This is a genomic window from Corynebacterium silvaticum (assembly GCF_002162115.2).
Classification (GTDB): domain Bacteria; phylum Actinomycetota; class Actinomycetes; order Mycobacteriales; family Mycobacteriaceae; genus Corynebacterium; species Corynebacterium silvaticum.
On the sequence record NZ_CP021417.2, the window covers coordinates 1,880,720 to 1,900,057 of the forward strand.

Sequence of the window (19,338 nt, forward strand, 5' to 3'; positions counted from 1 at the left end):
TCCCAACCAGCCATTTTATTCAGAGAGCAGTCACCCCACCCGTGCGATCTATCCTCAGAATCCTCCGCAGCGCCTCCGCCCTTTGGCCTTTTTACCTGGGAGTTATCTTCTCCGCAGTATTTGTTGCCATACTCGCGCTAGCCACCCCCTTCATTATCAAAGACGCCACTGACACCATCGTTTCCGCAGTCAATGGCGAGATGAGCGTCGAAAAGGCTAACCCCCACGTTATGTGGCTTGCCGTCGCGTTGCTTATCACGCAACTCGCAAACACGGCTTTTACCAATGTCGGAGGCTATATCGGCGACGTGATGGCAGCACGGCTGCGGCAGATCTTGTCCACGCGCTACTTTGCCAAACTCCTAGGCATGCCTCAGCGATATTTTGACGACCAAGTCACCGGCACAATAATCGCGCGTCTCGACCGCTCCATCACATCAATCACCCAAGCGCTGCAAGCGATGTCCAACAACTTCTTCCCCATGATCATCACCGTGGTGGCAGTACTGGGCATCTCTGCAAGCTACTACTGGCCATTGGCAGTCCTGCTTGCCATCATCATCCCCGTTTACATGTGTTTGACATCACTAACCAGTAAAAAATGGCAAGTCATCGAGGGACAAAAGAATGAACAAGTCGACCTTGCCGGCGGACGCTTCGCAGAAGTCGTAAGTCAAGTCAAAGTAGTCAAAAGCTTTGTCGCCGAGGTCCGCGAGCTCAAAGGATTCAGCCACAAATACGCCAAAACCGTTGAATTCACTCGCAAACAATCAACCTTCTGGCACTTCATGGACGCCCTCCGCACTGGGGCCATGAACGTTATTTTCTTCGGAATCTACCTCGTCCTCTTCTATAGAACCCTCCACGGGCACTTCTCGCTCGGCGACATGGTGTTGCTCATCCAACTCGTCAACATGGCCCGCATACCCATGACGATGATGAGTTGGGTTGTAGACACCACACAACGGGCCATCGCCGGCTCCAAAGACTACTTCGAGGTTATGGAAAAGGACCTCGAAGCAACCGTTAACCCAGACATCGCCGCCGCCACAACAGCCTCCGACGAACCACTCCTCCACGACAACACCATCCCGCCGCTTTCCCCACGGGGAGAGCAACCGGTGGTCAAGTTCTCAAACGTGTCCTTCTCCTACAACGAAGGCGAACAAGTCCTCAACGAGGTGTCCTTTGCGGCCGGCCGAGGGCAGCGCATTGCCCTCGTGGGGGAATCGGGTGGTGGTAAATCAACGATCGTCAACTTACTGCTTGGTCTTTACCAGCCGAGCACCGGCCATTTATCGGTGTGCGGTGAAGATGTATCTAAATTGTCTTCAGAGCAGCTGCGCGCATCGGTTGGCGTAGTCTTCCAGGAATCGAGCCTGTTCTCCGGAACTATTAGAGAAAATATTGCGTATTCCCATCCTGATGCGACGTTGGAGGACGTGGTGGGCGTCGCAAAGCGCGCAAATGCGCATGACTTTATTAGCGCGTTTCCCCACGGGTACGACACGCTGATCGGTGAACGCGGCCTTCGCCTCTCCGGCGGCCAAAAACAAAGAATCGCAGTCGCCCGCGCGATGCTCAAAGACACTCCCGTGCTCGTTCTCGACGAAGCCACCTCCGCACTGGACACAAAGTCAGAAATTGCGGTTCAGGCGGGACTTGAACAACTCATGGTGGGGCGCACCACGATCATCATTGCCCACAGACTCTCCACGATTGCGGATGTGGACACTATCGTCACGCTTCGCGACGGCACCGTCGACGAAATCGGCTCCCCTGCAGAGCTCGCACATTCCGGCGGCATCTACGCCGAGTTGCTCGCATTGACAGCGGATGCCAGCGAGGCAAACAAGGAGAAACTGAAAAAATTCGGTTTCCAGGCGTAACACTACGAAGACAAAGCCCCACAAAATAGTGACTTACATCTCATATTGCCCCTTTTTTGGTACCAGAATTCCACTATGTGGGAAAAGAGGTTGTAGGGTATGGGTCATCCATTAGATAAGAAGGATGATCCACATCATGACGCTCCCCACGAAGGAAAGTAAGCTCACCACCGGCGCTATCGTCGCGACTGCGCTCATGCTCTTCTCGATGTTCTTCGGCGCTGGAAATCTCATTTTCCCGCCGGTCCTCGGCACGAGCTCTGGCGAAAATTTCACGCCAGCCATCATCGGCTTCCTTCTCGGAGGCGTAGCGCTCCCCGCCGTCACCATCATTGCGATGACTATGTCGGGAAGCGACATCCGGGATCTTGGCGTCCGCGCCGGAAACTGGTTCAATATCGCATTTGCTGTCATCGTCTACCTCTCCATCGGTGCTTTCTACGCAATGCCGCGTACAAGCGCTGTGAGCTACTCGATGATCGTCCAACCAGTACTTGAGCAAGATTCCACACTGGCTTCCGTGGGGTTCAACGCGTTATTCTTCGCCGTGGCGTTACTTCTCGCGCTTAACCCCACGGGGATCGTTGACAAGCTCGGCAAATTCCTCACCCCAGCGCTCCTTATCTTGCTGGCTGTGTTGGTGGTGCTGGCGATCTTCAATCTGCACAGCGACGTCTCCCCCGCCACCGAAAAATACGCCACCGCGCCGCTGACCACCGGACTGCTCGAGGGTTACATGACGATGGATTCCCTCGCTGCACTTGCATTCGGCATCCTCGTTATTTCTTCACTCAAATATAAGAGTGGTAGCGAAGGCAAGGCACTCATCAAACCGGCCATCATTGCATCGCTGATAGCGTCTGCTCTGCTCGCGATCATCTACCTGGGACTCGGCTACGTGGGGCGCATCATGCCCGACGGCCAAAGCTACCAAGATGGCGCATCCCTACTTTCCGGTGCCGCACGACTCACCATGGGAACTCCCGGCCAAGTCGTCTTCGGACTCATCGTCCTCCTGGCCTGCATGACCACAGCAGTGGGTCTGCTCGCGGCCACAAGCGAATTCTTTAACCGTCTGCTCCCAGGCATCTCGTATAAAGCATGGCTGGTGATCTTCTCCCTGATCTCCTTCCTCGTGGGCAGCATGGGGCTCGCTAAAGTTCTGAGCATCGCGGCTCCGCTCATCACCTTTATCTACCCGGTGGCGATTACTTTGGTCGCAATCACCATCCTGGAACTCTCCGTGGGGAAACTGAAGCTCCTGTGGGGTTTCCGACTCCCCGTCTGGGCAGTCACCATCTGGTCAGCACTGACCACTCTCGGCGCTCAAGGCATCACCGCGGCAGAAAGCCTCGTCAGCTGGGCACCGCTTCACGACGTCAGCCTCGCCTGGCTACTCCCCGCCTTCACGTTCCTCGCAATCGGCGGAATAATCGACTACACGCGAAGAAGCTAATCCCCACATGAAAACCCCAGTACCGCTCTCAATACTTGACTTTGTCACCATCCCCCGTGGGGAAACCGCACGAAAAAGTTTCACCAGATCAATCCAACTGGCTCGTGCCGCAGAGCGACTGGGGTTTTCGCGCATTTGGTACGCCGAACACCACAACGTGCTGACGATCGCTTCGTCGTCACCCGCAATCCTCATCGCCCACGTTGCCAACCACACCCATCACATCCGGCTAGGCGCTGGCGGCATCATGCTGCCTAACCATTCGCCTTATATTGTGGCTGAACAATTTGGCACCCTCGCTGAGCTCCACTCCGGGCGCATAGATTTAGGCCTCGGACGTGCCCCAGGAACGGACCAAAACACCGTTGGCAAAGCTCTTCGACGCTCACCTCACTCCTCTGTCTCGTTTCCCCACGATGTGGCCGAGCTCCAGGCGTATCTCTCAGATCAATCTCCAATTCCGGGTATTCGCGCAATCCCCGGCGCCGGCACGCAAGTACCGCTTTATATTTTGGGCTCGTCACTATTTGGTGCACGTCTTGCGGCAGAACTAGGGCTTCCATACGCCTTTGCGTCTCATTTCGCACCTAAGTATCTCAATGAGGCAATTCGCACCTACCGTGGGGAATTTCGCCCGTCATCGCACCTAGATAAACCGTATGTGATCGCTGGAGTAAACGTCACTTGGGCAGAAACCATGCAGAAAGCCCACGAAGAGTTTGATGAAGTCTTCCGCAGCACCCTTCGTTCTATCTCACCCCGTGGGGAATCTCTTAGCGATTCTCAACTGGACGCATTAGCCAATACTCACGCCGGAGATAACGTCCGCGAAATGCTACGTTTCAGTGCTGTCGGCACTACCCAAACAGTGGTGGATTATTTGCAGCAATTTGTTGCGCGCACAAATGCCGACGAACTGATGCTCTTATTCCGTACTTCTTCGTGGGGCAATCAGCTACAAGCTGTAGAAGAGCTCGGTAGCACATGGATTTAGTTAGGTAAATATCCCAGGCCACACCTGTGGATAACTCCGGCTACTTCTCGCTCCAAAAACAAGTTATCCACAGCATTATCGCGCGCCCCTAGCTTTTAACACCTCCACCTTTTAGTTTCCAAGGCATGAACGTCAAGGAATGCCTCGAGTTTTTAGCCGCAAATGGAGTTGCATTAGCCGAATATATCTTTTCGGTTTCCCAAAAACCTCGAGCAAAGGTGGAGCTTTCTGCGCTATTTGGCATTGATCCAACGACTATGGGCCGATACATCAAAACTGCAAAAGCTCTGTTTGGCCCCACGAGGGACAGCGCTATGCGGGAAGAAGCCCTGGCTATTGCTCGACAAGGAAATCTGTGGCTAGACACAATCGCACTGATTAATACGAAAGTCTCACGCCTACGCGACCCTGATAACCAAGAAGCGTTTCGAGTTGAGCTCCTATTATTCGCATGCAAACACCCATTCACAGTCCTAAAGCAGCATGCCGACATTCGTCTACAGGAAGAAAACAATCCTTCCCCCACGCACTCCCAGGCGCTGCGCTACGCACGTTTCTCCCATGCCCCCGATGCCAACAATATGCGGTATTTATTCTTATCTCTCCCTGAAGAACTCATGACCGCCATCGAATCCCGCATGGTTGACTACGCACGCCGCTTTAAAAACAAAACCGTGTCAAGCCAGCAAGCGCTCGCTGACGCTATCACTGGCACTTTGCTTCACGACGACTCCCGCTCCCCCGATGGCAACGCACTTCGCGAAGGCCTGATCCTTCTTGCCAGCGGATGGTTGGAAAAACAATGGCGGCGGTGAACTAGCCACCACTGATGGGGCCACAATCAAAACCGCTGATCTTGCCAATCATCTTCTCGCTGATTTTGGCTACGCCCTGCTATACGACGAAAACGCCGAACCCGTCGATCTCTTTCGAACTCAGCGCTTAGCAAATACAAAACAACGCATCATCCTTACAGCCGACCAGCTTCTTTGCACTTACCCTTCTTGCAGCCGCGCCGCCTTCTGAGCACAATGTCACCACATTGATGCATGGAAACACGGAGGAAACACAAACCTGGAAAATTTAGCCATGGTATGCGGTTCTCATAACGCCCAAAACGACGACGATCATATCCTCGGCAAGCATCGCAATGGGCACTACGCAAAATTCCCCACGACCGGGCGTGTTGGCTGGCAACCACCCGATCCCGAGGCACCTCTGCAATTTAACGAACACCCTTTAGCCAACAAATCAGCCAGGATGTGGGCGCTCCACCACTTCTCCCGTGGGGAAATTACTCCCAATTCTCCTTAGGCTGGGGCCGGGACTGCTCCACGATTTTAACTCCTGCAGAATCCTCTTGATCATCGACAACATCGCCGGTAATCCCAAGATCCCCTTCGATGACTACGCTTCCTGGGATAACAATGTTCCCGTCTTCATCGTGTGCCAATGAAACAACAGGCAGCTCATTGCCATCTTCATCGTATCCCAGAGCAGGCATAGCCCCATGTGCTTCTAGCTTCTCCGCAGTATCTGTCTTCTGCCACTGACGAGTCTGAATTCTGCGCTCTGCAGCTGAATCGTCCATCATCCCTTTCATCAGTGAGTACATCATGATGAACTGCGTAATAAAAAACGGGAATGCAACAATAATTACGACTTCTTGGAGCGTCGCAATGCCGGAAGACGGAGACACAATCAACAACGCTCCTGCGACAGCGCCAATAGCTACCACCCACAGGATTCGATAGCCGACGGGCGATACTTCTTCTTCCCCTGTCGAAAAATGTCATTCACCATGCCGGCTGAGTCAATAGACGTAATAAAGAAAATCACCACGATTACAAGAGCCAACGTCGAGACAGCGCTTGTCCAAGGATATTCTTGGAAAAACCCAAACAGGGCAAAGGGAACATTCCCCTCGTGAACGACAGGGCCAGACAACTTACCTGGCTCATTTAACTCAATTTCTATTCCTGCACGCCCAAAAACCGCGAACCAGATCACAGAGAAAATGGCTGGTAGTGCCAACACCCCGCCAATGTATTCACGAACCGTTCGCCCACGGGAGATGCGTGCAACGAACATCCCCACGTAGGGAGACCAACAGATCGTCCATACCCAATAGAACACGGTCCATTTTCCCTGCCATCCTGGATTATCTCCGTATGAGTCAGCCCAGAACATCATGTCGGGAAGCGCTTTAGCGTAAATACCGAACGATTCAGTGGCAAAACGTAACAGCGTCAGTGTCGGGCCAGAAATCAAGACAAAAAGCATCAGCAGCACTGCGAGTTTAATGTTGACATTCGACAGAATTTTGATGCCCTTCTCCAGTCCAGAGGCAACGGACACACATGCGATTGCTGTGATGACCAAAATGATAAGCAGCTGCGCCCAACTTACTTCTGGTAATCCCCACAGACGTTGGAGTCCAGAGTTGATTTGCAGTACGCCCAAACCAACAGAGACTGCGATGCCGAAAGTCGTTGCGATGATGGAGAGGGCGTCGATAAGCTTTCCGGGAATGTCATAGATACGCGAGCCCAGAATCGGCGCGAATACAGAACTCACCCGTGGGGGAAGCTTGCGCTTGTAAATGAAGTAACCGAGCGCAAGGCCAGGCAACGCAAAAATAGCCCACATATGAATACCGAAATGGTAGAAAGTGAAAGCAAAAGCTTCAGTTATCGCTTTCTCCGGTAGCGGCTCTGCATCTTGCCGTGGGACGTTCACTGCATGGTTCAGTGGCTCAGCCACGCCCCAGAACATTAGTACTGCGCCCACCCCACCTGCGAAAAGCATGCAAAACCAGGCGATAAGGCCGTGCTCAGGTTCATCGTTGTCGTCGCCAAGACGCAGCCGACCGAATCGTGAGATGAACACTCCGACCAAGAAAAGAAAAATGAAACTCACACCACCGATGTAGAGCCATCCGGTCCCTGTGAGAAGTCCCTAGGCCACTCGTGTAAAAGTGTCTCGTGCAGCACTTCCTAGGGCGATCGTCCCGATGACAAACACTGTGACAAAGCCTAGCGATACGAGAAAAATAAAGGGGTCAGTCTTAAGCCCTAAAAAGGGCTTTCTTTGCGGTATTGGCTCCGAAGAAATCGGGGAATTCATGAAATAAACGTTTCCGGTAGTCCTACAGGTACCGGTCACACGTTACTAATTCCGTGGGGGATTTCGAACTTCATTTCCCCACGGGGGAAGCAGGCCGACTTTATCAACCACAACCCCAGCATTCCTCCGCCCCAGCTCATCTGCTATTTCGTAGGGCCGCGGCGTCGCTCCTGCAGGGAATTCGACTGTGTAGAGGTTTTCGCTTCTTCTTTGCTGGATGGCATTGGTCGGCAGCATCGTAAGAAAGCTCGCTTTTGCGTCGCTCCAGATCCGAATGTGAGCAAGGTCCTCGATGGAGAAGGCCGCACCGGAGTGTATTATGTGCACTTTGTCACTGATTTTGAGAATGGGGCGGCGTCGTCGAGCAAAGAAAGCCCCGAGCGAAGCCAGAGCACTGATAATCCCCACGGTAGGTGCAACACTGGAGGCGGCGTAAAGCATTCGCATGGTTCCTGTTGCGTTGTGATGCGCGACGAGGAGCACGCCAAGAAGGCTCGTCATGAGAATCACAAAGAGCGCGCACGTGATCGTGGCCTTCGATTGGGCCAAAGCGCGGTAGGAAGTTCTCACTGTTATCGCCATCAAGCACATCATAGTTTCTTCACAGGTTTATCCCAACAAATACATGATTGCGATGAGGGTCGGTAAAGAAACGAGTGTACTGATGATGCCGCTGTTTCTGGCCAAGCTTTCCGACGTTCCATGCCTCAACGCATACGCATACACATTTTGTGCGGTAGGCAGCGCCCCCAAGAACGTCGCGACGAGCAAGGCCCGGCCCGTCATCCCCATCGCCGAAGCAATTCCCCACGCTAGAGCGGGATGAGCAAAGTTCTTAAGCCCACAAGCCACGATGGTGTCTATCACCTTTGTTTCCCCACGGGGAAAGGTGGTGGACAGGGACATCCCAAAGAGGATCAAGGCCAGCGGCACGGATGATTCGCCAAGCAGTCGGATCGGTTCGGCAAGGGCTGCGGGCACGTGCAGTCCGGCTGCTGCAATCGTTAGGCCGGTTATTGATGCAAGGAACATTGTGTTGCGCAGCGGGGTCCGCACGAGATTACCTAGGAGGTTGGCGTCTTTTTTGTTGTGGAGAAAATCTAGCCAGGTCATGGCTAGTGGTGCGTAGAAAGCAATTTGGAAGAGCATGAGCGGGATGACGAGGGTGGCGTCGTCAAGCACATAGGTGGCGATGGGGATTCCAAGATTGCCGCCATTTGCATAACTTGCTGCCAGTGCCCCGATTATGGCGTCGTCGACGCGGCGGCGCAGGAGCACAGTGCTGATGCTGAAGGAGAGAAGCGCGATGCCCGTGGCGCTGATGCACACAACCATAAAATTGGTCGACACAATTTCAGAGAGCTCGGAGTGCAGGATTTTGTCGAACAGTAGCGCCGGGGTGGCGACAACATAGACAAAATTCCCTAGCGAAGCGGCAGCGCCTTTGCCTAATACGTTTTTCTTGCCGAGGATCGCGCCTAAGCCGATCACAAGAAAAATCACAAAGAATCCACGGAAAATACTCTCCATACCGTAGATTGTGCTTTACTTTCCCCACGGGAGGCACCCCCCGCTAAAAACAAGTTTGTCCTCATGCATTCACCGGTTAGTCTGCTTGTCATGTTCTCTTTCCCCCGGCGCGTGGTCGCGATGATGACTTTGGCGATCTTTGGTTTGAGTGCGTGCTCTGCTGGTTCGACGGCGTCGCAAAATTCGTTGGTGCGTGAGTCCAATGATCACAGTGTGACTCTTGGTTTGACGGCACCCCCCAGCTCCCTCGATTTCACTACTACCTCTGGCGCTGCCATTCCGCAGGCGCTGATGGGCAATGTGTATGAGGGACTGGTTCGGGTTAATCAAAGTGGTGAGGTGGAGCCGTTGCTTGCGTCATCATGGGATGTGTCGGAGGACGGCACACGGTATGTGTTTCACCTTCGCGAGGGCGTTCGCTTCTCCAACGGCGACGCTTTCACGGCGGACACTGCAAAGTTTTCCATCGATCGGGTGCTTTCCGACGCCTGGACTAATGGCCTAAAAGCCCAAATGTCTAAGGTGACCAACACCCGGGTTATCGACACCCACACCCTCGAAGTCACGCTCGCGCAGCGCTCAAACACCTGGTTGTGGTCGATGGGCACATTGATTGGCGCGATGATGTCGCCACGGGGGGTGTCGGAGTTGGCCACGAAACCGGTGGGCACGGGACCTTATGAGGTGGATAACTGGGCGGTGGGGACGTCACTATCCTTCACCTCCCGTGGGGAATATTGGGGAGAATCTCCCAAGAATAAGCGGGCTGTGTTGCGCTATTTCGCGGACGCGATTTCGCTGACTAATGCTGTGCGCTCCGGAGACGTTGACGCTGTGATCGGTTTGCAGTCTCCTGAGCTCTTGGAGTCCATACAGCGCGATGGTGACCTCGATGTCAACGTGGGCACGACCAACGGTGAGGTGCTGCTCACGATGAATCATGCGCGGGCGCCGTTCAATGATCTCCGCGTCCGGCAGGCGGTGATGTTTGGCGTCGATAGGCAAGCAATCATTGATACCACGTGGGAGGGCTACGGAATTGACACCGGGGGCGCGCCGGTGCCGCCGACGGATCCGTGGTATCAAAAGGCGGAGCAGTATCCGTTTGACCCTGACCGTGCGCGTCAGTTGATGGATGAGGCCGGGGCGACGGGGACCAAAATAACTATTTCGGTGCCGTCGTTGCCCTATGCTGCCACGGCTTCTGAGATTTTGTACTCGCAGCTTCGAGACATCCGCTTCGACGTGAGCATCGAGTCCACCGAATTTCCGTCCGTGTGGTTGGCCAAAGTTTATAAGGGCCACGACTATGGCATGTCGGTGATTGCGCATACCGAGGCCCGCGATATTCCCAATATTTTTGCTAACCCAAAGTATTACCTGGGGTACAACGACAAAAAAGTTCAAGAGCTTATCGCCCAAGCAGACACCGTGGATGAATCCGACTACGTCCCCACGATGAAAAAGGCGGTCACGCGGATCCTGGATCAGGCCGCGGCCGATAACTTGTTCAATCTGCCCAACATTGTGGTGACGGCGAAGAACGTCAGCGGTGTTCCCATCAACGCTGTGGGCGACGGCCTCCTGTTGGCTGCTATCGCAAAAGAAGAACCAAGGAAGGTAACGCACTAGTGATTGCGGCGAGACTTGCACGAGGCGCAGCTAAGTACGCGCTTACGTTGTTTATTGCCAGCGTGGTCATTTTTGTCGCGCTTCGGATTGTGCCAGGGAACCCGGCAGAGGTGGCACTTGGTGTGACCGCGACGCCGGAGGCCGTCGCAAAGCTAAGCGCCACGATGGGGATCGATAAGCCGCTGTGGGAGCAGTATGTGTCGTGGATCGGTGGCCTCCTTCGTGGGGAATTTGGGACTTCGTTGACTAGCTCGACGGATATTTCGCCCATCGTCGCGGATCAGCTTCAGGTCAGTCTGATTCTCGCTGTTTTATCGATGCTGTTCGCCCTCATGCTTGCCGTCCCGCTGGGTTTGTGGGCGGCCAGGCGCTCAGAGCATATCGACGGCATCCTTATCTCCGCACTCAGCCAGGTCGGGATTGCGGTCCCGAGTTTCCTTGCTGCGATACTGTTCATTTCTTTTTTTGCGGTTCGCTTGCGCTGGTTGCCCACCAACGGTTGGTCGGTGCCGAATGAAGATTTCAGCGGTTTCCTGGCGCGCCTTGTGCTGCCGGTGGTGTCTCTTGGGATTGTTCAGGCTGCGATTATGACTCGATATGTGCGGGCGGCCGTCATGGATGTGATGCGCGAAGATTTCATGCGCACCGCACGAGCCATTGGCCTGAGCTCGTGGCAGGCCCTGCGCAGCCATGGACTGCGCAACGCGGCCCTGCCAGTTCTGACGGTGACGGGCTTGCAGCTCACCTCCCTGTTGGTGGGCGCGGTTGTTATTGAACGGGTTTTTGTTATTCCCGGCCTGGGCAGTCTGCTGCTCACCGCTGTAACAAACCGCGATTTGCCCACGGTGCAGACGATTGTGATGATCCTCGTTGTCCTTGCCATCGTGGTCAATGCGATCGTGGATATGGCTTATGTTGTGGTGGACCCTCGCACTCGAAGGGAGGCCTAGGTTCATGCGTAGTAGTCGTTTTTCGCTCGGCGGCAAGATCGGGCTGGGGATCGTTATCGTCGTTGCTGTTATTGCGTTGGTTTCCTTAGTGTGGACGCCTTATGATCCGCTCCGGGTTATGCCGGGGTCGCGGTTGGAGGGGCCGTCGATAAGCCATCTTTTGGGCACGGATCGCTATGGCAGAGATGTGTTGTCGCAGGTGATGGTGGGATCTCGCATCACTCTCCTCGTGGGGATTGTCGCAGTGTCTGTGGCAGCGCTCGTGGGGGTGCCGCTCGGCGTGTGGGCAGGGATGCGGCGCGGCTGGATAGATTCGGTGATCATGCGCGGCGCAGATCTGCTGCTTGCGTTTCCGGGCCTGCTTCTGGCGATTGTGGCCATCGCGATGTTTTCGGCCACCACGTTGACCGCAATGATGGCTATTGGAGTGGCCAATATTCCGGCTTTTGCTCGTGTGGCGCGCGCGGCGACGATGCAGGTGATGGCGCAGGATTATGTTGCTGCAGCCCGCGACTCCTCCCGTGGGGAATTGAGCATTGCAGTGCGCCACGTGATTCCCAATATTTTGAGTGTGGTGGTGGTGCAAGCGTCGGTGGCTTTTGCCCTCGCCATTCTTGCCGAAGCCGGCCTGAGCTTCCTAGGCCTTGGCACTCCGCCGCCCGATCCTAGCTGGGGTCGGATGCTGCAATCTGCGCAATCATCGCTGGCTACCGCACCGCTGTTGGCTGTGTGGCCAGGTCTGGCTATCGCGCTGACCGTTTTGGGCTTTAATTTGCTTGGCGACGGCCTCCGCGATCTCACCGACCCCCGTTCCGCGCGCCGTTCCGCAGGTTTTTCTAAGGAGTCTTCATCATGACGCTTCTCCAAGTCCGCAATCTCACTGCTGCGGGAATCCTGAAGGATGTGGCTCTGGCAGTCGACCGCGGCGAGCGCGTCGGACTGATTGGGGAATCCGGCTCCGGCAAAACGATGACCGCGCTGTCCATCATGCGACTCATCAACGCGTCAGGTTCCATTCGACTCGACGGACAAGAGCTCACGGCGCTGTCGGAGAAAGCGATGTGCCGTATCCGGGGTCGCAAAATTGCCATGGTGTTCCAGGAACCCATGACGGCTCTCGACCCGCTTATGCGAGTGGATAAGCAGATCGCTCAGGTGCTCAAAGTTCATTCTGTTTCCCCACGGGGGAAGGTTGCGGAGCTGCTGTCGAGCGTGGAACTCGACCCTGCACTCGGCAAGCGTTTTCCCCACGAGCTCTCGGGCGGGCAGCGTCAACGCGTATTGATTGCCATGGCCCTGGCCCACGACCCCGACGTGTTGATGTGCGATGAGCCAACAACTGCGTTAGACGTGACTTCTCAAAAGGCGATTGTCGACCTGATTTTGCGTCTTGTCGCCGAGCGCGGAACTGGCCTGCTCTTTATCACTCATGATCTGGGTCTGGTGGCCGCCACGTGCCAACGCATTCTGGTGATACAAGGCGGCGCAGTCATCGAGGAAGGAACCGTAGAGCAGGTTCTCCACTCCCCTGCGCACTCTTATACGCGCACGCTTATCGACGCCTCCCAGCTCCCTCCCGCCCGCCCCGCCATGATTACTGATGAGTCCATGGTGCGGGCGCGGGGCGTCGACAAGCATTATCGACGCCACAAAGCGGTCGATGGCATTGATCTCCACGTCTCCCGTGGGGAAAGAGTCGGAATCGTGGGCGGCTCGGGCTCGGGGAAGACAACGCTGTTGAAAATGATCGCGGGACTCATACGCCCCACGTCAGGCAGCATCTCCGTCTCCGGCACCAAAAAGATGGTCTTTCAAGACCCCATGCGGTCTCTGGATCCCCGCATGACCATCCGCGAGATCGTCGCCGAGCCGCTCCCGCGTGCCAGCGACGAGCGCATCGTTGAGGTTTTAGAAGAAGTAGGCCTCAGTGGGGAGATTCTCGACCGTTTTCCCCACGAGTTCTCGGGCGGGCAGCGCCAGCGCATTTCTATAGCTCGCGCGCTGATTGCGTCACCGGATATTCTGCTTGCCGATGAGCCCGTCTCAGCCCTCGACGTCTCAGTAAGAAAGAAGGTCCTCGCCCTCATAGACCGGCTGGTTCACGAGCGCCATCTCACCCTCTTGTTTGTCTCCCACGACCTCAACGTGATCCGCTCCGTGTGCTCCTCTGTGGTGGTGATGCACGAAGGTCGTATCGTGGAGGCCGGCCCTGTGGACGAGGTGTTTGCCAATCCCAAGGCCGAATACACCAAGCAACTCTTGGCGGCGATCCCCCACTTAGGATGACGTTATATACAGCAACACGCTGGGATCAAGAATGTGTTCCTCAGAATAGTTAAGCCCTCCTACCACGTGGGCCAGCTGATCAAACGCCTCGACTTCGTGGGCGGAAAGAACAACGGGATTATTCATGAGAATGAGTGTAAACCACGGGGCTCACATTAGTGATCCGCAACCTTGTTTTTGAGAAGCGCCAGGATTTCCTCGCCAGCCCAGTGGATGCCGTCGTGCTGATACTGGTTGGTGATGTGGAGGCGGGCGTCGCAAAGCTTATCCGCGGTGTGCAGCGAATACTCATAGGGCACAAACGCATCGTCGACGTACACGCACGCGGCTGCGACGGGGCTCTGCGTCAGCGCTTCCGGGCGATACGGTGACGCATCCCACCGACGCATGGCCAAGTCCTGCGCAGCCTGAGTAAACGGAACCAGGGCCGGATCCTCCTCGAACTGCCACGGATAAATGTGCTCGCCGGTGAGATAAAACTTCTCCGCAGACCGTGGATCAGCATCTTGCGCAAACCCCTCTATTTCCCCACGGAGGCGGTGGACGGACCACGCCGTCTGCGACCCGCCAATCCCGCCATAAATTGACTCGTGGATCGCGGCGTAGAGCGGGGCACTCGCAAAACTGACCTGTGCACCAATTTCTGCCAGGACATCAGTTCTGAGTTTCTTCTCTCCGTTTTTCTGAAACGGACTCTCAAGGAGATACCCAAGGAATAGAATCCCGCCGACCTGCCGAGAGTAATGCCGATGGTGCGGAACCTTCTTGAGCTAAGCCGCTCCCCCGTGGGGAGTTTCTCGTCGGAGTTATCAAGGTGATGGCAGATTTCCCTGATGCGCGCTTCAACCCACGGGAATTGGCTATAGAATTCCTCGCTGCGGCGTGCGATGGCTGCGTAGGTGGCACGATACACATCGTCCACGTGAGCTTCAAGGGCTGGAAGAACACCAGTGATATAGGATTTGTCAACCGATTCTGGGTACAGGGAAAGATAAGAAGTAATGCAGAATCCGCCGAAGCTTTGTCCGTACAGAGTCCATGCGGAGATTCCCAAAGCTTTACGCAATGCCTCTGCATCATGGACGATAAATTCTTGGCGCAAAAGGTGCAGTTTGTCTGCGTCTGTGCCGAGGGTGTCGCAATCGATGCGATGCGAACGACCGGTTCCACGTTGATCTAAAAGAATCACGCGATGTGTCTTCAGAGCTTCCTTGATCACGCCACTGATAGAAATCGGGCGCGGGGCCGGAAAACCGGTTCCTCCTTGGAGATACAAAAGGCCGGATAGTGTTCTCCCCAGCGGGCACTAACTCGCGAGCAAAGAGCTCAAACGTCCCCAGTTCCGGGTTCTGCGGATCCCAAGGGACCTCCAGGGTGTGTTCATAAACTGTGCATCCAAGGTAACGGGTCTTCATGGCACCCATCGTATTCGCAGGCACCCTTATTCCTCGCCGTGCACCTCCAAACCGCATGAACCACATGAACCGCATGCCCCGCACCCGCGCAGGACTCGCGCCTGGCCCGCACCTGTGCACCAAGATCTCTATTTCCCCACGATAGGATTGGGGCATGGAAAACGTGGAAGCTCTCCGCCTCGCCCACGAGGCCGTCCTGGAAAGAATCGCCAATTCTGCCGAGCGCGCCGGCCGCGACGCCGCAGAGGTCCGTCTTATCGCGGTGACCAAGACTCACCCGGTGGCAACCGTACGAGATGCAGTGGCGGCGGGGATGACGGTGCTGGGAGAAAATAGGCCACAGGAGCTTTCGGCTAAGGCCAGCGAGGTGTCGGGGGTGACGTGGTGCGCGATTGGCCGGCTGCAGCGCAATAAGGCCAAGGAGGTGGCGGCGTGGGCGCAGGAGTTCCATGCGTTGGATTCGATACGCCTGGCGGAGGCGTTGCAGCGAAGGCTAGAGACCGCAGACCGCACGTTAGAAGTATTTGTACAGGTCAATACCTCCGGAGAGGTTCAGAAAGGTGGCATTGCTCCGGCCGAGGCTGCGAAGTTTTTAGGGCAGCTAGCCGACTATGACCGCCTCCACGTACGAGGACTAATGACGATGGCTCAGAATTCCCCCGAGGAAGCCATTGTGAGGTCGTCGTTTGTTCAGCTGCGCGAACTTCACGATGCCCTCCAGCCGGACTTCCCCACCGCAACCGAATTGTCGATGGGCATGTCCGGCGACTTTGAATGGGCAATCGAGGAGGGCGCAACGAGCGTGCGGGTAGGCAGCGCGCTGTTTGGCCCCCGTGGGGAATATCTGGGTTAGGTGCGCAGGAGGGCGCCGTGTTTCACCACGGTGATCTGCCATCCGGCGCTGCCGACCTCATGGAAATCGGTGACGGCGTGACCGTCGTCGGCGGCCCATCGTGGAATGGTTTCGGTGGCTTGGGTGCAGTCGAAGTCAATGACGAGCGCTTCCCCGTCGCTGAGCTGGTTGATGGCGGTTTTTGCGTCGATAAGAGGGAACGGGCACACCGCGCCCAGCGTGTCTATAACGTATGTGCCCGGTGCGACTGCGCGCAATCCTTGCTTATCGACGCCCACCTTCACCCCCGCCGGCGCCACCTCAAAGGCGCTGTTCACGCGAGTTTTCTGCGTAGGCTTGAGCCATACCTTCGCGGTAGCAGCAACTCCTAGGCCGATAAACAGCAGCGCCACCCACCCCTGATAACTAAACAGACTGGTCTGTACCATGCCATTGCCACGGTGCATCCGCCGGCAAGCGCCGCATCTATGCCCATGAGTGTGCCGCCTGCGATCGAGCGTATCGAGGTCGTCGCATCCGGCACCCGCACCCGAAACTCACCCGTGGCCTTTGCCGAAGCAAACGACCCTACAAGGATTCCCACAACAAGCAGCGTCCCCCAATTCAGGAATTTTGCATCGCCCGTGGTGAGCCAGCTAGTCAAGTGCGCTGTTGGGGTGGTGATGCCTAGGCCGTCGTTACGTCCAGTAGCAGCCGACAGCGGCCAGGCAAGCACCCCGAGAATCCCCACGAGGAGACCAGCCGTGTTCAGGCTCAGCGGGCGCTTCCATCCGGTGCGCCCCAGCGTAGCCACACTCACCCCGTCTTTACTGCGGTAATACCACACCGAATATGCCGTAAGCAGCGAAAGCCCAATCGCGAACCACCACGGGGAGAGCCCAAACGTATCAGGGATGGTGGTTGCGTTAATGGTAAATCCCTTGAGCCAGGTCGCTCCCCCGTGGAGAATTCCGGTCTTCATCGCAGCAGCCGATATGCCATAGAAAAGCAGCGCAAACCAGGATCCGACCAATCCTTCCCCTGAGCGATACCACGTCCCAGAAGCACAGCCACCGGCCAACACGATGCCGATACCGAAAATAAAGCCACCTACAACAACAGCAAGAGGCGCGAACGCATCCACTGGAGTGGTGATGACGCCGAGCGTGCGTAGCGCTGATAAGCCCACCGCGTGCACGGAAATCACAATAAGAAGCGCCACAAAGCCACGCCACGTTTTTAAAAGATAAATGTCTCTGAGCATTCCGGTGACACAGAAGCGACCACGCTGTAAAACAACGCCGAGCACTGCGCCAAGGAGAAGACCTGTTGCAATCATGAGGGGATATTCCTTTGGTCTGGGTTGCGTACCCCACACACGGTAGACCTATCCGTCTAGAACTACAAGGATTTTAAAGACAATTCTGTCTATTTTGAATAAATAGGGGTTTGCTGCGATTTTTTAAAATTCAGCTTTAACCCCGTGGGGAAACTGTGCAGCGTTCTCCTCCCCTTTGCCGAGTTCCATCCCCTTTCCCTCACCTGTTTGTCGTTTTTGAGAACGCTAGCGCGTACACACCCTACAAAACCCCAGGACACAATTTTTAGCGTTCTCAAAAGCGACAATGTTGCACCCCCTATTCAGCAAAGCACCCCTCACATCTTCCTTTATCCTTTTTAGATATATATCCTTAACTTATGAAACGCTGAAATTTCTCTAATGTATTTTGGTAGTCCTATTTCTAGAAATTTTCAGATGTACCCCTCCCTCCACAGCCCTTAAAGTTGATCAATCGCCAAAGCAGGATGGAATTACATGCTCGGGAAACTCATTGTTCGTTCTGTAGTTCGGTCTTCGACCACCTGGATTGCATTATTTATCTCTTCCATCGCTTTGTCTGTTGTCCTTTCTCTCAATATCGGGCTTGTTGCAGCTGGGGTGGCAGCCCGATGGTAAAGCGCAACAGGCATTTATCGCTATGGGCGGCGTGGCACTTGGTTTTACTGCTCTTACCGGTTTTGCTTCTTTTGTTCTGGTGGTCGGTATTTGTATCCGGTTGCAACAACGGCATGTCGCGCTTTGGCAGATCGTGGGAGTTATGCCAAAGGCCGCTTTTAGTATTTTGCTCCTTGAGGTCCTCTTAGTGAGCGCGCTATCAGCGGTGATCGGAGCCCTTGTGGCTATCGCCGTGTGGCCCGCGTACGCCGCTTTCGTGGCTTCTATAGTGGTCTTCCGCAGAGCGATGTCCTTACTGCCCCGCTCCCTTTGATTGCCCTTGTCATAGGGGTCTCGCTTACCGCGGCAGTAAATGTGGTCACAGGTATCCGCAGTGTGCTTAAGGTTGTCCAGTCCAACCTTGTTCACGCCTTCTCATCTTCAGCCGGGTTTCCCCACGGGGAAACAAAATCTCGTGTTCGACGCATCATCGCTGCGTTGGAAGGAGTCATCCTGATACTCGGGGTGTTAAGCCTCTATGTGGCTTTGTCTCGCGCGCCGGAACCAGATTCGGCTCAATCCGTAGGAAATTTCCTTACGTAGTACCCAGGTATGGGAATTTTGCTTTGCTTTGTTTTCGCAATGCTAGGCGGGGCTGTCATTCCTCCGGTGATCTCACTGCTTCGGTTCATTCCGGTGAAGTCCAATGCATGGTTTTTGGCCACCCGGGAGGCCTCCGCTCGCCCACCGCTTACGCGTTCTTTGGTCATGCCAGTCAGTTTGGCTGCCGCTGCGGTTGGTGTGATGACCATGTGGGTAGGAAAACTCACAGCGGTCTTCACGCAAGGTTATGGTGCTGAGGATTCGGTGTCTGCGCCTCCTGAGCAGATGGCGCTTCTTTTGGGTGGTCCAATTGTGGTTGCATGTGTCTCGGCAGCTGCGGTTGTCTTTGCAACGTATAACCAGCGTTCCGAGGATAACGCCCTGTTGTTGGTCTCTGGGGCAACTCCACCGATGATGTATTCCAAAGCGATAACGGAATCCGTTGTGTACGGTATAACTGCGCTAGTGTGCGCCTGCATCATTGTTGCGGTCAACGAGGTTGCTATGGTCTTTGCTCTTAAAAGCGGCCCCGTCCCGGTCGCTTCCTTCACTGCCCCGGGGTGGCAACCAGTGGCTGTGATTGTGCTTGGGATTGTGTTGCTGCTCATTATGCTGCTGGTCATCGCGGCCAGGGGCGCACGCAAGAATTCAGTATCTATCGTCATAGGGAGTAAGTAATCGTGAATAGG

13 protein-coding genes and 5 pseudogenes are annotated in these 19,338 nt (G+C 55.3%); 12 read left to right on the forward strand and 6 right to left on the reverse strand.

Features of this window, described 5'->3' with window-relative positions:
* Positions 1-41: 41 nt before the first annotated feature.
* The 4 genes and pseudogenes from CBE74_RS21260 (at position 42) to CBE74_RS24635 (ending at position 5,653) form a co-directional block, all read left to right on the forward strand.
* On the forward strand, positions 42-1,889 hold the full coding sequence (locus tag CBE74_RS21260) for an ABC transporter ATP-binding protein (protein ID WP_087454367.1): 1,848 nt from the start codon (positions 42-44) through the stop codon (positions 1,887-1,889).
* Between the two features lie 136 nt (positions 1,890-2,025).
* A complete protein-coding gene (gene brnQ / locus CBE74_RS21265) occupies positions 2,026-3,345 on the forward strand; it encodes a branched-chain amino acid transport system II carrier protein (RefSeq protein ID WP_087454368.1) in 1,320 nt (439 codons plus the stop codon).
* A gap of 7 nt (positions 3,346-3,352) precedes the next feature.
* A complete protein-coding gene (locus CBE74_RS21270) occupies positions 3,353-4,339 on the forward strand; it encodes an LLM class flavin-dependent oxidoreductase (RefSeq protein WP_087454369.1) in 987 nt (328 codons plus the stop codon).
* A gap of 125 nt (positions 4,340-4,464) precedes the next feature.
* Positions 4,465-5,653, forward strand: a pseudogene (locus tag CBE74_RS24635) (HNH endonuclease signature motif containing protein).
* Here the strand turns inward: CBE74_RS24635 and CBE74_RS21285 are convergent.
* From CBE74_RS21285 to CBE74_RS21295, 3 genes and pseudogenes are all read right to left on the reverse strand, one after another.
* Positions 5,634-7,258 (reverse strand): annotated as a pseudogene (locus tag CBE74_RS21285) (BCCT family transporter). The pseudogenes CBE74_RS24635 and CBE74_RS21285 overlap by 20 nt on opposite strands.
* Positions 7,259-7,510: 252 nt before the next feature.
* Positions 7,511-8,059 carry a hypothetical protein gene (locus CBE74_RS21290; protein WP_087454370.1) on the reverse strand — a complete coding sequence of 183 codons (549 nt, stop codon included), beginning with the start codon at positions 8,057-8,059 and terminating at the stop codon, positions 7,511-7,513.
* A 15-nt stretch (positions 8,060-8,074) separates the two neighbouring features.
* Complete coding sequence (locus CBE74_RS21295; RefSeq protein ID WP_087454371.1) at positions 8,075-8,995, reverse strand: AEC family transporter; 921 nt, start codon at positions 8,993-8,995, stop codon at positions 8,075-8,077.
* Positions 8,996-9,085: 90 nt separating this feature from the next.
* Here CBE74_RS21295 and CBE74_RS21300 point away from each other — a divergent pair, with 90 nt between their 5' ends.
* The 4 genes from CBE74_RS21300 to CBE74_RS21315 are packed head-to-tail and all read left to right on the forward strand — an operon-like array spanning position 9,086 to position 13,863.
* Complete coding sequence (locus CBE74_RS21300) at positions 9,086-10,627, forward strand: ABC transporter substrate-binding protein (RefSeq protein ID WP_087454922.1); 1,542 nt, start codon at positions 9,086-9,088, stop codon at positions 10,625-10,627.
* Complete coding sequence (locus CBE74_RS21305) at positions 10,627-11,577, forward strand: ABC transporter permease (protein ID WP_087454372.1); 951 nt, start codon at positions 10,627-10,629, stop codon at positions 11,575-11,577. Before CBE74_RS21300 ends, CBE74_RS21305 begins: the two co-directional genes overlap by 1 nt.
* Positions 11,578-11,581: 4 nt before the next feature.
* The gene (locus tag CBE74_RS21310; protein ID WP_087454373.1) at positions 11,582-12,433 is read left to right on the forward strand and encodes an ABC transporter permease; all 852 of its coding nucleotides are present in this window, start codon (positions 11,582-11,584) and stop codon (positions 12,431-12,433) included.
* Positions 12,430-13,863 carry an ATP-binding cassette domain-containing protein gene (locus CBE74_RS21315; protein WP_087454374.1) on the forward strand — a complete coding sequence of 478 codons (1,434 nt, stop codon included), beginning with the start codon at positions 12,430-12,432 and terminating at the stop codon, positions 13,861-13,863. Before CBE74_RS21310 ends, CBE74_RS21315 begins: the two co-directional genes overlap by 4 nt.
* On the opposite strand, the gene CBE74_RS21320 is transcribed toward CBE74_RS21315, so the two are convergent.
* Positions 13,855-13,989, reverse strand: coding sequence for a hypothetical protein (locus CBE74_RS21320; protein ID WP_256219704.1), 135 nt, complete (start codon positions 13,987-13,989; stop codon positions 13,855-13,857). The genes CBE74_RS21315 and CBE74_RS21320 overlap by 9 nt on opposite strands.
* Positions 13,990-14,018: 29 nt before the next feature.
* Positions 14,019-15,287, reverse strand: a pseudogene (locus tag CBE74_RS21325) (alpha/beta fold hydrolase).
* Here CBE74_RS21325 and CBE74_RS21330 point away from each other — a divergent pair.
* Together CBE74_RS21330 and CBE74_RS21335 are read left to right on the forward strand one after the other, a co-directional pair.
* Positions 15,277-15,423, forward strand: a complete 147-nt coding sequence (locus tag CBE74_RS21330) for a hypothetical protein (RefSeq protein ID WP_166741038.1) — start codon at positions 15,277-15,279, stop codon at positions 15,421-15,423. The pseudogene CBE74_RS21325 and the gene CBE74_RS21330 sit on opposite strands and share 11 nt — an antisense overlap.
* A 9-nt stretch (positions 15,424-15,432) precedes the next feature.
* Positions 15,433-16,131: a YggS family pyridoxal phosphate-dependent enzyme gene (locus tag CBE74_RS21335; RefSeq protein WP_087454375.1), complete on the forward strand. Its 699-nt coding sequence runs from the start codon at positions 15,433-15,435 to the stop codon at positions 16,129-16,131.
* Here CBE74_RS21335 and CBE74_RS21340 read toward each other — a convergent pair.
* Positions 16,128-17,449 (reverse strand): annotated as a pseudogene (locus CBE74_RS21340) (YeeE/YedE thiosulfate transporter family protein). The gene CBE74_RS21335 and the pseudogene CBE74_RS21340 sit on opposite strands and share 4 nt — an antisense overlap.
* Before the next feature lie 477 nt (positions 17,450-17,926).
* On the opposite strand from CBE74_RS21340, the pseudogene CBE74_RS24840 reads away from it, so the two are divergent.
* Together CBE74_RS24840 and CBE74_RS21360 are read left to right on the forward strand one after the other, a co-directional pair.
* Positions 17,927-18,442: pseudogene (locus CBE74_RS24840) on the forward strand (FtsX-like permease family protein); the annotation flags it as partial.
* 273 nt (positions 18,443-18,715) lie between these two features.
* Entirely contained in the window at positions 18,716-19,327 is a 612-nt protein-coding gene (locus tag CBE74_RS21360; protein ID WP_225870269.1) for an FtsX-like permease family protein, read from the forward strand.
* Positions 19,328-19,338 lie beyond the last annotated feature (11 nt).

Coding starts and splice junctions, on each gene's coding strand:
- brnQ (WP_087454368.1), top strand. CDS start 2,026: ATGACGCTCCCCACGAAGGAAAGTAAGCTCACCACCGGCGCTATCGTC.
- CBE74_RS21270 (WP_087454369.1), top strand. CDS start 3,353: ATGAAAACCCCAGTACCGCTCTCAATACTTGACTTTGTCACCATCCCC.
- CBE74_RS21290 (WP_087454370.1), bottom strand. CDS start 8,059: ATGATGTGCTTGATGGCGATAACAGTGAGAACTTCCTACCGCGCTTTG.
- CBE74_RS21295 (WP_087454371.1), bottom strand. CDS start 8,995: ATGGAGAGTATTTTCCGTGGATTCTTTGTGATTTTTCTTGTGATCGGC.
- CBE74_RS21300 (WP_087454922.1), top strand. CDS start 9,086: ATGTTCTCTTTCCCCCGGCGCGTGGTCGCGATGATGACTTTGGCGATC.
- CBE74_RS21310 (WP_087454373.1), top strand. CDS start 11,582: ATGCGTAGTAGTCGTTTTTCGCTCGGCGGCAAGATCGGGCTGGGGATC.
- CBE74_RS21315 (WP_087454374.1), top strand. CDS start 12,430: ATGACGCTTCTCCAAGTCCGCAATCTCACTGCTGCGGGAATCCTGAAG.
- CBE74_RS21320 (WP_256219704.1), bottom strand. CDS start 13,989: ATGAATAATCCCGTTGTTCTTTCCGCCCACGAAGTCGAGGCGTTTGAT.
- CBE74_RS21330 (WP_166741038.1), top strand. CDS start 15,277: ATGGCACCCATCGTATTCGCAGGCACCCTTATTCCTCGCCGTGCACCT.
- CBE74_RS21335 (WP_087454375.1), top strand. CDS start 15,433: ATGGAAAACGTGGAAGCTCTCCGCCTCGCCCACGAGGCCGTCCTGGAA.